Annotated in this window: 17 protein-coding genes, 1 tRNA gene and 1 pseudogene; 2 read left to right on the top strand and 17 right to left on the bottom strand. The window is 65.4% G+C overall.

Going from position 1 to position 14916, the window contains the following annotated elements:
• Positions 1-223 precede the first annotated feature (223 nt).
• The 12 genes from FHT02_RS06065 to FHT02_RS06010 all read right to left on the bottom strand — a co-directional run bounded on the left by FHT02_RS06065 (position 224) and on the right by FHT02_RS06010 (position 9747).
• Positions 224-598 (bottom strand): hypothetical protein, encoded by a 375-nt coding sequence (locus tag FHT02_RS06065; RefSeq protein WP_184085587.1) that lies wholly within the window; start codon positions 596-598, stop codon positions 224-226.
• Between the two features lie 561 nt (positions 599-1159).
• Positions 1160-1235: transfer RNA gene (locus tag FHT02_RS06060), tRNA-Phe, on the bottom strand.
• 30 nt (positions 1236-1265) lie between these two features.
• Entirely contained in the window at positions 1266-1451 is a 186-nt protein-coding gene (locus tag FHT02_RS06055) for a DNA gyrase inhibitor YacG (protein WP_184085586.1), read from the bottom strand.
• A 3-nt stretch (positions 1452-1454) separates the two neighbouring features.
• The gene (locus FHT02_RS06050; protein ID WP_184085584.1) at positions 1455-2405 is read right to left on the bottom strand and encodes a ribonuclease E/G; all 951 of its coding nucleotides are present in this window, start codon (positions 2403-2405) and stop codon (positions 1455-1457) included.
• The gene (locus tag FHT02_RS06045) at positions 2398-2967 is read right to left on the bottom strand and encodes a Maf family protein (RefSeq protein ID WP_184086242.1); all 570 of its coding nucleotides are present in this window, start codon (positions 2965-2967) and stop codon (positions 2398-2400) included. Before FHT02_RS06045 ends, FHT02_RS06050 begins: the two co-directional genes overlap by 8 nt.
• A gap of 10 nt (positions 2968-2977) precedes the next feature.
• Complete coding sequence (infA, locus tag FHT02_RS06040) at positions 2978-3196, bottom strand: translation initiation factor IF-1 (RefSeq protein WP_184085582.1); 219 nt, start codon at positions 3194-3196, stop codon at positions 2978-2980.
• Between the two features lie 104 nt (positions 3197-3300).
• Positions 3301-5481, bottom strand: a complete 2181-nt coding sequence (locus tag FHT02_RS06035) for a sodium-translocating pyrophosphatase (protein WP_184085580.1) — start codon at positions 5479-5481, stop codon at positions 3301-3303.
• A 98-nt stretch (positions 5482-5579) separates the two neighbouring features.
• Positions 5580-6434, bottom strand: coding sequence for a thiamine-phosphate kinase (gene thiL, locus FHT02_RS06030; RefSeq protein ID WP_184085578.1), 855 nt, complete (start codon positions 6432-6434; stop codon positions 5580-5582).
• Positions 6435-6581: 147 nt separating this feature from the next.
• Complete coding sequence (gene nusB, locus FHT02_RS06025) at positions 6582-7043, bottom strand: transcription antitermination factor NusB (protein WP_184085576.1); 462 nt, start codon at positions 7041-7043, stop codon at positions 6582-6584.
• 48 nt (positions 7044-7091) lie between these two features.
• Positions 7092-8381: a histidinol dehydrogenase gene (gene hisD, locus FHT02_RS06020; RefSeq protein WP_184085574.1), complete on the bottom strand. Its 1290-nt coding sequence runs from the start codon at positions 8379-8381 to the stop codon at positions 7092-7094.
• Complete coding sequence (gene hisG, locus FHT02_RS06015; RefSeq protein WP_184085572.1) at positions 8378-9028, bottom strand: ATP phosphoribosyltransferase; 651 nt, start codon at positions 9026-9028, stop codon at positions 8378-8380. The genes hisD and hisG overlap by 4 nt, the downstream gene beginning before the upstream one ends.
• A 341-nt stretch (positions 9029-9369) precedes the next feature.
• Positions 9370-9747 carry a hypothetical protein gene (locus tag FHT02_RS06010; protein ID WP_184085570.1) on the bottom strand — a complete coding sequence of 126 codons (378 nt, stop codon included), beginning with the start codon at positions 9745-9747 and terminating at the stop codon, positions 9370-9372.
• A gap of 151 nt (positions 9748-9898) precedes the next feature.
• On the opposite strand from FHT02_RS06010, the pseudogene FHT02_RS06005 reads away from it, so the two are divergent.
• Positions 9899-10932 (top strand): annotated as a pseudogene (locus FHT02_RS06005) (IS110 family RNA-guided transposase).
• A gap of 305 nt (positions 10933-11237) precedes the next feature.
• Here FHT02_RS06005 and FHT02_RS06000 read toward each other — a convergent pair.
• The 5 genes from FHT02_RS06000 to FHT02_RS05980 are packed head-to-tail and all read right to left on the bottom strand — an operon-like array spanning position 11238 to position 14260.
• On the bottom strand, positions 11238-12131 hold the full coding sequence (locus FHT02_RS06000; RefSeq protein WP_184085568.1) for an alpha/beta fold hydrolase: 894 nt from the start codon (positions 12129-12131) through the stop codon (positions 11238-11240).
• A 20-nt stretch (positions 12132-12151) separates the two neighbouring features.
• Positions 12152-12352 (bottom strand): hypothetical protein, encoded by a 201-nt coding sequence (locus FHT02_RS05995; protein WP_184085566.1) that lies wholly within the window; start codon positions 12350-12352, stop codon positions 12152-12154.
• 3 nt (positions 12353-12355) lie between these two features.
• Positions 12356-13267: a pirin family protein gene (locus FHT02_RS05990; protein WP_184085564.1), complete on the bottom strand. Its 912-nt coding sequence runs from the start codon at positions 13265-13267 to the stop codon at positions 12356-12358.
• Complete coding sequence (locus tag FHT02_RS05985; RefSeq protein ID WP_184085562.1) at positions 13264-13971, bottom strand: glutathione S-transferase; 708 nt, start codon at positions 13969-13971, stop codon at positions 13264-13266. The genes FHT02_RS05990 and FHT02_RS05985 overlap by 4 nt, the downstream gene beginning before the upstream one ends.
• Before the next feature lies 1 nt (position 13972).
• Positions 13973-14260 (bottom strand): BolA family protein, encoded by a 288-nt coding sequence (locus tag FHT02_RS05980; protein WP_184085559.1) that lies wholly within the window; start codon positions 14258-14260, stop codon positions 13973-13975.
• A gap of 35 nt (positions 14261-14295) precedes the next feature.
• On the opposite strand from FHT02_RS05980, the gene FHT02_RS05975 reads away from it, so the two are divergent.
• On the top strand, positions 14296-14913 hold the full coding sequence (locus FHT02_RS05975; RefSeq protein WP_425506413.1) for a J domain-containing protein: 618 nt from the start codon (positions 14296-14298) through the stop codon (positions 14911-14913).
• Positions 14914-14916: the final 3 nt, after the last annotated feature.

Genomic DNA, 14916 nt, shown 5'->3' with positions numbered 1-14916 from the left:
TGATCGAGCTGGCGCGGGAGGATGGTCGAGATCCCATTCGGGTCGACCAGCGCATGCTGCTCCAGAACTTGATCGCTCAATCGGCACTCGCCCACGAGCGCCTGAGGCTTGAGGGCGTCACGCGAAAAAAGCGGCCGGCCAGGCGGGCTGAGGCGGCAGCTCACATCCGCCAGGCATGCTGATGACGTTGCGCAACTCCGAACTATTCAGAAGAAGGCCAGGGCTATGATGTTGGAGCACCCCAGGCGCCCCATGCCACAAGCGTTGTTCCCACCACGCCGAGCAGGATGTGCACATGCAGGAGCCACTGCGGGATAAGCTTGCCCGCCAGATGGTAGCGAAGGTTCATCAGGATTCCGCCTGCTGACCCGGCTAGCAGGACGACGATGCCAGTAGCAGCGCTCGCCGGCACGCCGTCTTGGAACGCGGCATATACAAGCAACGCCAGGGCAGCAGAAGCAAGAAACCCATGCGCCATTGCTAGCCAGTCGGGCGGGTTCACCTTGTTTGCGAACCGCCGCGCCGCCATGGCAACGCCGCCGAGTGCGGCGAGCAGCAACAAGATCGTTGCTGCCTGAAGCATGTTCATGACGTCCATCAGCCCCTCCTCACCGCTTTTCAACGTGACCGACTCACAGATTGAGCGAAGGTTCCTTCTAACGGTCCGCTTGCTGTGGGAGCGGAGACTTGTTCGGTACGCTCGGCGGTCAGCCCTTCGGGCCGGGTTAAAGAACGTTGCCTCTACCAATCCGGCAAGCCAGCGAAGCTTCTCCATGATGGCTGGGGCGCGACCCTCAGCCTTGATTTTCTACAGCCACTCGGCAGCGACATCCTTCAAGGCATCGGCCGCCGAGGTCGAAGCGACACCGCGTGTCAGCTTCTTATAGCTTGAGGAGGTCGACGCTCTTCTCGATAAGGCGCTTCGCGCCGGCGCGCTTTTCCCCTGCTTGTTTCAGCCAAACGTTGTGATAATCGCCCAGTGCCACGGTGCCACGGTGCCACGGTGCCAAGGTGCCGCGCTTCCGCCAGGCGGTAATCCGTAGGCTAATAGCGGGCGCCGCTAGGCTGCACGAACAGGCAGAGGCCGAGCATGTCTGCAACCTTGAAGGGCTTCCCCCAGCTTGATCTTACGAACGGCTGCGTCGCTGAGCATGGGCGATGGTGCCCGGGGACGGAGTCGAACCGCCGACACTGCGATTTTCAGTCGCATGCTCTACCAACTGAGCTACCCGGGCATTGTCCCGACGAATGCGGGAGCGGGCCTCTTAGTCGCGTGAGTCGAGCCTGTCCAGCCCAGTTTGTGACTCTCGATCAACCGCGTCGCCGGGCACGCGATATCCCTCGCCCAGCCATTGCAGCAGGTCGCGGTCGCGGCAGCCTTGCCCGCAAAAGGGCTGGTGTTCCTGGTCAGTCGGCTTGCCGCACAGTGGGCACCCATTACGTTTTGCCAATGCTCACTCCTTTGCGGACGTAAACGTCGCCGCACCCCCAGTGCGCCGCGCCAGTTCCGCCGTCCAATCTGGACGCTGCGCGAGGCGGCGGCCGATCCGCTGCGTCACCATATGAGTAGCGGGGGGCGGTGGTGAAAGCCGCTCAAGCCGGCGCAGTTCGGCGCGGGTTTCGGCGCCGATCGGGTCGGCGCGCAGCAATTCGGGCAGCGAAGGTCGCCTCCGTCGCCGCACAATCTGGAGAAAGCCGAAGCCATTGACGGTGGTGCGCTCGAACGGCTGGGGAAGCGCAGCATCGATCGCCTCCGCAATCGCCTGGCGCGCCTGCTTGTTTGCCAGGGTCGGGAAGTCGATCCCGATCGAGCCGGCAATGCCGTGCCGCTCGATCGCCCGCGCCACCGCGTGCGCGGCGGCAACGGCGAGCGGCTCGAGCGGAGCGGGGCCGTCGACATCGAAGAGCGTCATCGCGGGGGTAGGGGAGAGCCGCAGCGCGCCGCCGGCAAAGCGGATCTCGCCGTTGATCGCCTCATCGAGTATCTCCGACCAGCCAGCTTCTTCCAGCAGGTCGCTTTCATGCGCACGCAGCTGGCGCGCCGGCACGTCGCTGGCCTGGATGCGGGCGAGCAGGTCCAACCCCGGCGCAATCTGCGCTTCGGGCGCAGCGGGCACTGCCTTGGGCAGCTTGGGGCGGCCGGGTTCGGGGATTGCCTCCCGCACGATGCGCACCTTGAAGCTGGCGCCTTGCGTCACGCCCTTCGGCAGTGGGTCGCACAAGGCATCATCGCCGCTCTCAAGCGTGACCTTGCCCGTGCTGCGGTCGGCCAGCCGCGCCATCGCGACGGTGTCGACGCGAGGACCGCTTCCTTCCAGCTCGATCCGTGCCTTCCAGATGCTCCCGCGCGAAACGAGCGCCGCGCGGATTTCGCCGATCCCAGCCTCATACAGCCACTCAGCCAAGCGGGTAGCCGGCGCTTTCCAGCAGCGCGCGCGTTTCAAACAGCGGCAGCCCGACAACGCCCGAATGCGTTCCGTCGATGCGGCGCACAAAAGCTTCGGCGCGGCCTTGGATGGCATAGCCGCCCGCCTTGCCCAGCCCCTCGCCGCACGCCAGATACCGGGTAATCTCCTGCTCGGTCAGCCGCTTGAAGGTCACCACAGTGTCGGCCAGTCGGGTCCGCGGCCGCCCGTCCAGACCGATCACGCACACTGCCGACAGTGCATGGTGGCGCCGACCCGACAACAGGCCCAGCAGGCGGCGCTGCGTGTCCTGCGTCCCCGCGGGCGGCAGAATCCGACGTCCCAGCGCGATCGTCGTATCGCCTGCGATTACCAGCTCGCCATCTTCGCGCGGCACCGCTTCGGCCTTCTCGCGCGCCAGCCTCGTGGCATAGCCGCGCGGCAGTTCGTCGGGTCTGGGGCTCTCGTCGATGTCAGGTGCGGCGACGCGCACGGGCACCGCCCCGATCCGCTTGAGCAGGTCAAGGCGCCGCGGCGATGTCGAGGCGAGGACCAGCCGCATCATGCGCCCATCATTTGAAACGATAAGTAATGCGGCCCTTGGTTAAGTCGTAGGGCGTCAATTCGACGAGCACTTCGTCGCCCACCAGCACGCGGATGCGGTTCTTGCGCATTTTGCCGGCAGTGTGGCCGAGGATTTCGTGATCATTTTCAAGCCGAACACGGAACATGGCGTTGGGCAGAAGCTCAACCACCTGACCCCGCAATTCCAGGAGTTCTTCTTTCGCCAAAAATGCCTCGTTACCGTAAGCGCCCGCGGAAATCGGCGGAGCCTTTACAAGGGCCCGCATGAAAAGAAAAGGCCCCGCCAGTACAGGCGGGCGGGGCCCCAGGTTTATCCCGCCGCTTGTCCCGCCAGCGCGGCGAGCAGCAACAGTGCGACGATGTTGGTGATCTTGATCATCGGATTGACCGCTGGACCGGCGGTGTCCTTATAGGGATCGCCGACCGTGTCGCCGGTCACCGCCGCCTTGTGCGCGTCGGATCCCTTGCCGCCATAGTTGCCGTCCTCGATATACTTCTTGGCATTGTCCCAGGCGCCGCCGCCTGACGTCATCGAGATCGCGACGAACAGCCCGGAGACGATCACGCCGAGCAGCATCGCGCCAAGCGCTGCAAAGCCTTCATTCTGGCCTGCCACTGCGGTGACGATGAAGTACACCGCGATCGGGCTCAGCACCGGCAGCAGTGAAGGCACGATCATTTCCTTGATCGCCGCGCGGGTGACGATGTCCACCGTTCGGGCATAATTGGGCCGGCTGGTGCCCGCCATGATCCCGGGATTGTCACGGAACTGATTGCGGACGTCCTCTACCACATGTCCCGCCGCGCGGCCGACCGCAGTCATGCCGAACGCGCCGAACAGATAGGGCAGCAGCGCGCCGAGCAGCAGCCCGACGATGACATACGGGTTGCTTAGGGAGAAATCGACGTTTGCGTCCGGGAAGAACTCGCGCAGATCGGTGGTATAGGCGCCGAACAGCACCAGTGCCGCCAGTGCCGCCGATCCGATCGCGTAGCCCTTGGTCACTGCCTTGGTGGTGTTGCCCACTGCGTCGAGCGCGTCGGTGCGGTGGCGGACTTCATCCTCCAGCCCCGCCATTTCGGCGATACCTCCGGCATTGTCAGTCACCGGGCCGTAGGCGTCGAGCGCGACGACCATGCCAGCGACTGCGAGCAGCGACGTCGCCGCGAACGCCACGCCGATGATCCCGGCGATCTGATAAGTCGCGATCACCGCCACCACGATGACCAGGGTTGGCAGCGCGGTCGATTCCAGGCTGATCGCCAGCCCCTGGATCACGTTGGTGCCATGGCCGGTGACGCTCGCCTTCGCGATCGACTTGACCGGGCGATAGTTGGTGCCGGTGTAATATTCGGTGATCCACACCAGCAGGCCAGTCACGGCCAGCCCGATCATCATGCAATAGAATAGGCTCCAGCCGGTGAACTGCGGCCCGCTGGTCAGTCCCAGATTGGCTTCGTCGGTAAGCGCAGTCGAGGTGCCCTCCAGGAACCCACTCGAGTCCGGCGCGCCTCCGATCAGCGCGCTCATGTCGCCCAGTGCGTAGTGGGTGACGGCCCAGATCGCCGGTATCGACAGGATCACCGTCGTCCAAAACCCTTTGTACAGCGCGCCCATGATCGATTGGCCCTTGCCCAGCCGCACCATGTACGTACCGATGATTGAGGTGATGATGCACACCCCGCCGACGATCAGCGGCAACGCCATGAGCGTGGTGAGCAGCTCGCTGTCCAGTCCGCGCATCAACAGCGCGATCGACACCATGGTCAGTCCCAGCGTGACGACATAGGTCTCGAACAGGTCGGCGGCCATGCCGGCGCAGTCGCCGACATTGTCACCGACATTGTCCGCGATCACTGCCGGGTTGCGAGGGTCATCCTCGGGGATGCCGGCTTCGACCTTGCCGACCAGATCGGCGCCGACATCGGCCGCCTTGGTGAAGATGCCGCCGCCCAGCCGCGCGAAGATTGAGATCAGCGAGGCGCCGAACGCGAGCGAGGTCAGCGTCTCGATCACCGGCCGGTCGTTGGGCGCATAGCCCGACACTTCGACCAGATACCAGAACAGCATCGCGATCGAGAGCAGCCCCAATCCCGCCACGAGCATGCCGGTCACTGCGCCCGACCGGAACGCCAGCGTCAGCCCGCCCTGAAGCGATCCGCGCGCCGCCTCGGCAGTGCGCACATTGGCGCGTACCGAGATGTTCATGCCGACGAACCCGGCCACGCCCGAAAGCACTGCGCCGATCAGGAAGCCGAGCGTCGACAATCCGCCCAGCGTGAAGAACAGCACCACGGCGACCACTGCCCCGACGATCGCGATGGTTAAATATTGCCGGCCGAGATACGCTTTCGCGCCTTCCTGGATGGCGGCAGCGATGTCCTGCATCTTCTCGTTGCCGGCGGGCGAGCGCAGCACCTGCCCGCTGGTAAAGAAGCCATACGCCACGGCCACCAGGCCGCAGGCAATGGCGAAATAGACTAACGTCATCGAGTAAGTCCTCCCTGAGACTTGGGCTCCGCGTCGGTCTCCTGCCGATCTGCGGAAGGGAGGGGAGCGTAACACGGGTGCCGGTCAGTGCAACCCGCTCAACCGTGCTCGTATCCTAGCGACCCTTCCGCCGCCTTGCCGTCGACCAGCAGCGGATGCTCTCCCGCTGCCAGCATCGTGCCGACGCGCACCGCAGGCACCGGCAGGACCGCGTCGATGGTGGCGGCGAACAGCAGTGCGTAATCGTCGCCCCAGCGCGTGGCTTCCGCCCGATCGTCGGTGGACAGGTCGGTGGGGAAGGGGACGGCGTTTAATTTGATCGACGCCGTACACCCGCTCGCCGCCGCCATCCGGCTCGCGTCGAGCAGCAGCCCGTCCGAAACGTCCATCATGGCGTGTGCCAGCGGCGCGAGCGCGCGACCCTCCGCCAGCAAAGGCTGCGGACGTAGATAGGCCGCGCCGTCACCGGCCCGGAACCCGAGCATCGCCGCGCCGATCGTTCCCGCGACGTACAGCGCATCGCCAACCCGAGCACCCGTCCGCGCCGGCACCGGCGTTGTCGTCGCGCGCCCGATCGCAGTGCAGCCAAAGGTTGCCGGCCCCTGCGGGCGAACCGTGTCGCCGCCGAGCAGCGTCACGCCATGATGCTCCAGGACATCGCGCAGACCCTCCACGAAGCGCGCGCTGCCGTCGATCAACGCCGCGCCGATCAGCACCCCGATCGGCTCGGCGCCCTTGGATGCGAGATCGGACAGGTTCACTGCGACCAGCTTCCAAGCAATGTCGGCAGGATCGGTGCCCGGGCGGTAATGCACCCCCTCGGCGATGGCGTCGTGGGTGAGCACCATGGTTTCGCCGCCGATCTCTAGCAGCGCGCAATCGTCGCGCAGGTTCTGCGCGCCGGGATGCAGCGGCAACCCCCGCAGCGCCGCGATGAAGGCGAGTTCGTCCACTCTAAATCCCCCCCGGTCCGGGGAGGGGTACCATGCGCAGTATGGTGGAGGGGGTGCGCCATCGCGCACCCGCTAGCGCCGATCTCCCTCCACCACGCGACTGCGTCGCATGGTCCCCCTCCCCGTGCGGGGGAGGATCGAGGGACTTCAACCGCGCACTTCCTTCGCGACCGCATCGAGCAGGCCGTTGGCAAACCCCTTCTCGCGGCGGTCGTAGAATGCGTCGGTCACGTCGAGATATTCGTTGATCACCGCACCCACCGGGATATCTTGCCGCGCGATCAACTCGTACGTCCCCGCGCGCAGGATCTGGCGCATCGGCTTGTCCAAGCGCTCGAGCGACCAGCCCGTCGACAGCTTGCCCGCGATCACTCGGTCGATTTCCTCGCTCCGGGCGGTCACGCCCTTGACGATGTCGTCGAACAGGGTGTTGTCCGCCTCGGCATATTCCTCGTCCTCGATTGTCGCGCCCAGCCGGTGCTGGTGGAACTCGTGGAGCAGCGACGGGATCGGCGTCCCCTCCATCTCATGCTGGTACAGTGCCTGCACGGCGGCAAGCCGCGCGGCGGCGCGAGCCTTGGAACGCGTGCGGGCCTTGGGACTGGGCATCGAAGAATCCTTCTGTCTCGGCATCCAACGCAGGAAGGCCGAGGGAGTTTAGCGGTCCAGGCGGATCGCGACCGAACGGGCATGGGCCGGCAGCCCTTCAGCCTGGGCGAGGGCTACCGCGGCGGGCCCGATAGCAGCCAGACCGCGTTCGTCCAATCCCAGAAAGCTGGTCCGCTTCATGAAGTCGAGCACCGACAGCCCGCTGGCGAAGCGCGCGCGGCGCCCGGTTGGCAACACATGGTTGGGTCCCGCGACATAGTCTCCGACCGCCTCTGGCGTGTGCCGCCCCAAGAACACGGAACCCGCATGCCGCACCAACTCGAACAGATTGTCGGCCTCGTCGCAGGCGAGCTCGAGATGCTCGGGCGCCAACCGGTCGACAAGCGGGATGGCCTCGGTCAGGCTCGGCACCAGCACAATCGCGCCGTTCGCGTCCCAGCTCGCGCGTGCCGTTTCGCCCGTCGCGAGCTGCTCGATCTGCGCGTCCACGGCCGCTGCAACCGCATCGGCAAAGCCGGCTTCGTCGGTAAACAGGATCGATTGACTGGTCGGGTCATGCTCGGCCTGACTGAGCAGGTCGGCGGCGATCCATTCGGGATCGTTCTTGGCGTCGGCCACGACCACGATCTCGGACGGGCCGGCGACCATGTCGATCCCGACTACGCCGTAAAGCTGGCGCTTGGCTTCGGCGACCCACGCGTTGCCGGGGCCGGTGATTACGTCGACCGGCGCGATCTTGTCGGTGCCATAGGCTAAAGCCGCGATCGCCTGCGCGCCGCCGACGCGCCACAATTCGTCCACCCCGGCGACATGCGCCGCGGCGAGTACCAATGGGTTTACCTCGCCACCCGGCGTCGGCGTCACCATCACCAGCCGCTTCACGCCGGCCGCCTTGGCCGGAATCGCGTTCATCAGCACCGACGACGGATAGGCTGCGCGGCCGCCCGGGACATACACGCCCGCCGCATCCACGGGCCGCCAGCGCGCGCCGAGTCGAATGCCTAGATCGTCGATCGTCTCGCTGTTCTCGGGCACCTGCTTGAGGTGGTACGCCGCGATGCGCGCGGCGGCGAGTTCCAGCGCGTCGCGCAGCGTGCCGCTCAGCCCTTCATACGCCGCCAGGCACTGCGCCCGATCGATCGCCCAGCCCGATGCGTCGAGGTCGAACCGGTCGAACCGCTGCGTCAGGTCGCGGAGCGCCGCGTCGCCCTCGTCGCGCACCCGCGCCACGATCGCCGCGACGTCGCGCGCGACATCGGCATCCGCCTCGCGCCGCGCATTGACCAGCGCGGTGAAGGCGGAACCGAAATCGGCAGAGGTGGAGTCCAGCCGGATCATGCCACTGCCCTCCGAAATCCGTCGACTAGCGGTACCACTTCGCTCGCTCGCGTCTTGAAGGCTGCGCGATTGGCGACCAGTCGGCTGGTCACCTCCGCGATCACTTCCACTTCCACCAGCCCGTTTTCCTTGAGCGTCCGGCCCGACGATACCAGATCGACGATGCGCGGGGCGAGCCCCAGCACCGGTGCCAGCTCCATCGCGCCGTTGAGCTTGACGCACTCGGCCTGAACGCCCCGTGCTTCAAAATGCGCGCGGGTGATGTGCGGATATTTGGTGGCGATGCGCACATGGCTCCAGCCACGCGGATCGTCCTTCTCCGCCATGTCGACTGGCTCGGCAACCGACACGCGGCAGCGCCCGATCCCCAGGTCCACCGGCGCGTAAAGCTCGGAATAGGCGAACTCGGCCAGCACGTCCGATCCGACGATCCCCAATTGCGCAGCGCCATGCGCGACAAAGGTCGCCACGTCGAACGCGCGCACCCGGATCAGGTCGATCGCGGGATTGTTGGTGGAAAAGCGCAGCGCGCGGCTGTCGGGATCGCTGAAGGCCGCTTCGGGCACGATTCCGACCGCCGCCAGCAGGGGCAACGCTTCTTCTAGAATCCGGCCCTTCGGCACGGCAAGGATCAGGGGTTCTTGCATGGGATGCCGGGCTTTACTGGTCGGCCCTGTTTGGCGCAACACAGGAGCCTGGGTGAGGATGTTGCCGGTTGGCGAGCTGCTCGCCAACGCCTTCCACAACTACGCTGCGCGAAGGGAAGAAAACGCCTCGCAGCCGGCCATTCAGCATAGCAGCTGCGTTTCCGAAAGCAGGCAATGGTCAGCGTTCACGTCTAGGGACAGCTGACGCTCCAATCGTCAGAATGGCGTCCAGTGCCCAGGGGCAGAATGGACGAGCGCCCGGCTGGTGTAGAGTCAACCGTCCCATCTGTGGGCCTTAGCCTCACCAACAATTTCGAGGGCAGTTTACTTGATCTTCGGGATCAGCTGCTTTTCTGCCCGCCCTGGCCCACCGCACCGGGTTCCTCCGGGTCAACCTTGTCACCGTCGTTTTGACCCTTGCCGAAGTACCCTTGCGTGCTTTGGCCTCCTTTGAAGCCTTCGCTTTCGCCACGAGCTTCCTTGCCGGTATGGGGGTTCTCATAAGCACCGCCATCAGACTGGCTCTTGCCGTCCAACCCGTGGGTATCGACATCGCTAACCCCGTCGCCGCGAAGCTTCGGGCTGTTCTGCCCACTTGCGGGCATCGGCACTTTTCCGTCGCTCATGTCGCGTTCCTTTGCACAAGCACGCTCAACGCCGCCGAACGCTGATCGTTCATGGAACGACCGGTTTGGTAAACTCGAATTGCTTGCGGTCATGAGACTGCGTCGTTGTGCAGCGTATAGTCGTTCCTGAGCACCGCTTTCTGCCCTGCGACTCCTGAAAGCTGAAAGCTGATGGGGTGGACGCCCCCCGACGGCATCGATGTGCCAAGGTGGAGGTGTTGATCACCACTTGAGGGAGGCGTCCGTGTCGGAAGTTACCACAATCGGTCTTGATATCGCCAAGAGTGTTTTTCATGCGCACGGTGCGGATGAGCGCGGCGCCATGGTGTTCAGTCGCAAGCTGACGCGGGGCAAGCTGCTCGAGTTCTTTGCGGGGCAGCCGCGATGCACGGTGGCGCTGGAGGCATGTGGAGGCGCGCATCACTGGGCGCGCGAGCTCCAGACGATGGGTCACGAGGTGCGGCTGATCCCGCCGGCGTACGTGAAGCCGTTCGTGAAGCGGCACAAGAATGACGCGATCGACGCGGAGGCGATCTGCGAGGCGGCGCAGCGTCCCGGCATGCGTTTCGTGGCGGTGAAGAGTGAAGAGCAGCAGGCCGCAGGGCTGGTGTTCCGCACGCGGACCTGGTGGTGCGCCAGCGAACGCAGCTCATCAACGCGATCCGGGGTCACCTGACGGAATATGGCTGGGTGGCGCCGCGCGGTACAGCGCACATGACCCTGTTGGCCGAGATGCTGGAGGACGAGGAAATGGCCTCATCGCTGCCAGCTGAAGCGCTGCCGATGTTCAGGGTCATGGTCGACCTGCTGGCTGAACTGGACAAGCGCGTCGCCACTCTTGATCGCGAGATCGCACGACGTGCCAAGGAAGACGAGGCGGCACGCCGGCTGATGACCATCCCCGGCATCGGACCGATTGCCGCCACGGCAATCGTGCCACTTGCACCACCCGTTGAGACGTTCGCGAAGAGCCGCGACTTTGCCGCCTGGCTCGGGCTTGCGCCACGACAGCACTCAACAGGCGGCAAGCAGCGGCTGGGCAGCATCTCGAAGATGGGAGAACGAACGATACGTCGGCTGCTCATCATCGGCGGTAGTGCGGTGGTGAGGCAGGCGTTTCGTAATGGCGCGCCAGCCGGCTCATGGCTGGAGCGGATGCTCGCGCGCAAGCCGCGCATGCTCGTCTCGGTCGCGCTTGCCAACAAGATGGCGCGCATGGTTTGGGCGCTGCTGACCAGGAACGAAGATTACAGAGCTCCGGCGGTGGTCACGGCGTAAGCCGCGGCCGCAGCCAGAGGCGTCGGGGACGTAGGCGGATCGAAGGAGGGTATGGCACAACAGTCGGCGAGACGGGGCCGGAAGAACCAGTGACTGGCAGAGCGCTACCCAAGCGCGCAAAGCTGAAATGGATCCGGTCCGCGAACTCCCATACTGGCCCGCAGCTGTGGCGCTGCTCATCGAGGCCGGACAGATGACAGCATCCGACTACGTGCCAACATGCCCCGATTTACCGCTTGCATCCGAAGGGGCGTCCACAGATGCCGGTCCGCATTGCACCGATCTCGACCGTTCAGTTTATGAGCCTACGGCCTAACCTGTGCGGACAGCCAGTCGCGCAATGCGGCGTTCACGGCCTCCGGCTTCTCCCATGGGATGAAATGCCCGCCATTCGCGATCTTCACGACGGTAAGGTTGGGCACATAGGGCGGCAGCCCGTCGACCTGCACCGGCAGCAACGCCTTGTCCTGCATGCCCCAGATCACCAGCGTCGGCTGTGTGACGGGCGGGAATGGGCCGTCGAGCGTCGCCGGGCGCGTCACTTCCTCGTCGGGCTTGGGCACGTCAAATCCGCTTGCGCGATACCAATTGAGCATCGCGGTCATCGCGCCCGGTTGACCCCATTGATCCATGTAGATCGCCTTTTCCTCGCCAGCGATCCCGCCCACCACGTGCTGGGCGAAGTCCGATGCGAAGAAATGCTCCAGCGCCGTCCCGGTCATCCCCTGATCAATCGTCGTCGAGCGGAAGAAGTTGACATACTGGCTCGCCTTGCGCTGCTCGCGGTCGTCATACAGGCTCTTTTGAAAGACGCGCGGATGCGGCGCGTTGAGAATGACCAGCCGCGTCACGCGCAGCGGATGCAGGATCGCCGCCCCCCAGGCGATGGCGCCGCCCCAGTCATGCCCCACCAGCGTGAACTGCTTCACCTCCAGCGCGTCGGCGAGCGCGATCAGATCGGCGATGATCTTGTCCGCGCTGTAGTTATCGACGCCCTCGGGCTTGGCCGACCGAGCATAGCCGCGCTGGTCGGGCGCGATCACATAATGGTCACGCGCCAGTTCCGGGATCTGGTGGCGCCAGGTGTGGTGCGATTCCGGGAAGCCGTGGAGCAGGATGACCGGGGGATTGGCGCGGCCGCCGGCGATGGCCACGTCCAGTTCCACGCCGGTCGACAGGGCAATGCGCTGCAGCTCCATGAAACCTCCTGTTCGTCCATTCAGTCGATAGACGCAGGAGCGGCCACCACCGTTCCCGGCAACGGGCGCTTGCCCTTGGTGCGGCTGGTCAGATGGAATTGACCGCACCGCTCGCAACGATAGGGACGCAGCACGATGTTCGCCAGGATCGCGGCGGCGATGGCATCCTGCTCGGACGCATGCCGCCGCTTGCGGGCGCAGACGCTCAACCGCGTGCGCATCGTCTAAGGATAGCTGACGGTCTTGGGCACTTCGGGGATCGGGATCCATTCCTTGTCGTCGCCCGGCACCTTGGGGAAGCGTCCGGCCTTCCAATCGTCCTTGGCTTGGTTGATACGGTCGCGGCTCGACGAGACGAAGTTCCACCATACATGGCGCGGTGTCGTGAACGCCTCGCCGCCGCACAGCATCACCCGCCCGCCACGCTCGGATCGCAGCGTCGCCGACGTGCCGGGACGCAGCACATATAGCCGCAGCGGCATCAGCTCGAGCCCGTCGAGCGTGGCATCGCCGATCGCGACATACAGCGCGCGCTCATCGGCTGCCGGATCGATCGGGATGCTGGCGCCGGGTTCCAGCATGATGTCGGCATAGATGGTCTGGGCGTAGTTGGTCGTCGGTGCAGATGCGCCCCACAGCTCGCCCATCACCACGCGCGCGGTTGCGCCGCCCGCCTCGATCACTGGCAGATCACCCGCCGGAACATGCTCAAAGGCCGGATCCATGTCCTCGTTGCGCTCGGGCAGCGCCAGCCAGGTCTGGATGCCCGACAGCTCGGGCCCGACTGCGCGCTCGGCCGAAGGCGAACGCTCCGAATGGACGATGCCGTGCCCGGCGGTCATCAGGTTCACCGCGCCCGGCGCGATCGTCGCGAAGGTGCCGAGCGAGTCGCGATGGTCGATCGCGCCGGCATAAAGGTACGTCACCGTCGCCAGATTGATGTGTGGATGCGGCCGCACGTCAATGCCGTTGCCAACCGACAGCCGCGCAGGTCCCATCTGGTCGAAGAAGATAAAGGGTCCCACCATCGTTCGCGGCTTTGAGGGCAGGGTGCGATGCACTTTGAACCCGCCCAGATCATGCGTGGTCGGCTCGATCCTGTGGAGGATCAGGTCTTCGGGGGCGAGGTCGCTCATTGTGCGTCGAGCTCCGGATACTGGCGGAAGATGCCGTCTTGCTTGAAGGGGATGCGGCGGTCGCTGGCGAGATAGTCGCGGATGCCCGGCAACTCGCGGACACGCCCATGGATCGCCAGCAGCGCTGGATAGTCTCCCTCGATCGCCTGCATCCGCTTGGGGAACATGTAGCGCAGACCTTCGATCAGCTGGAACAGCGACGTGTCGCCATAGCTCCACCGATCGCCAACCAGCCAGCCGCCGGTATTCGCCTGCGCAGCGGTTTCGAGATAGCTCAGGAATTTGGGCATGCGGTCGTTGCGGAACTCCGCGGCGAAGCGCGCGGCTTCGGTCTTCTGGTCTTCGTAATACTGCCCGGTGCCGACCGGATGATGGACCTGATGCACCTCGGCAACGAAATCGGCGATCGTCAGCTGGACCTGGTGCAGCCAAAGACGATCGGCGTCGCCGCTCGGCGCCAGTCCCTTGCGCTCGCCCAAGAACAGCAGGATGTTCGCGACGTGCGCCACCGTGATGCCGTCGCTCACGAGATACGGCGGTGCAAACGGCCCGCGGTGCTCGCGTGCCTGCATGTCGGCGATCAGTGCTTGGGCGCCGTCTTCGCGGGCGCGGTCGCGATAGGTGATGCCTGCCGCTTCCAGCGGCAGCCGGACGAACTCGCCGCGACCCTGGATGCTCGGCCAGTACCACAGGTCATAGGTCATCTTATGCGTCTCCCGGCGCCCGCGCCTTGATGGCCAGCGCGTGGATGCGGGTTTCCAGCAGATCGGCAAGCGCCTGGTTCACCAGCCGCTGCCGCGCGACGCGCGAAAGTCCAGTGAATGCAGGCGCTTCCACCGTGACGGTGAAGTGCGTCTCACCGGTGCCATCGTCGCCCAGGTGGCCACGATGCTGGGCGCTGTCATTGGAAACGTGAAGCTGCGTCGGGTTGAGCGAGGTGGCAAGACGAGCGGCGATTAGATCGGCCAAGGGGCCGCTGGCGAGGTCGGTCATCGCGCCTATATAGACCCTTTGCCCGAGGGAGTCGCGTGGCTAGCAGCCAGCCCAAGAAAGATCGTCCGAGTGCCCGTTTCCATGGCCGCGTGGAAGCGCCTGGACGGCTGTGCGCCGAAGCCGGCTGTGACCAGGCCGGTGAGTTCCGCGCGCCGCCGCTCGGTGGCACCGGGCACACCGCCGATGGCCCGCCGCAGTTCCGCTGGCTCTGCCTCGAGCATGTCCGCGCGTTCAATTCGGGCTATAACTTCTTCAAGGGGATGAGCCCCGACGAGATCCACGACGCGCAGCGGCCGCTCGCCGGCTGGGAGCGGGAAACGCGCGCGTTCAACGCGACCGGCGGGACCGATCGTCCGCCGCGCTGGGCCGATTTCGCCGACCCGCTCGACGCGATCGGCGCGCGCTTCCGCGATCGGGTGAAGGACCGCGGCGAACGTAAGGATGGCAAGCCGCTGTCGGGGCCCGACCGCGAGGCGCTGAAGACGCTCGACCTCGACCTCGACGCAGATCGCGCGGCGCTCCGCAGACGCTATTCGGAGCTGGTTCGTAAATTCCATCCCGATCGCAACGGCGGGGACCGCAGCAACGAGGGTCGGTTGCGGCGCGTGATCGACGCATATCAGCTGCTCCGGGAGTCGCCGGCTTTCGCTTGATCC

It is taken from the genome of Sphingomonas xinjiangensis (genome assembly GCF_014199255.1).
GTDB classification, from domain to species: Bacteria; Pseudomonadota; Alphaproteobacteria; order Sphingomonadales; family Sphingomonadaceae; genus Sphingomonas; species Sphingomonas xinjiangensis.
Note: the sequence above shows the minus strand (reverse complement) of the source record. Positions and strands in the feature narration are given on the sequence as shown.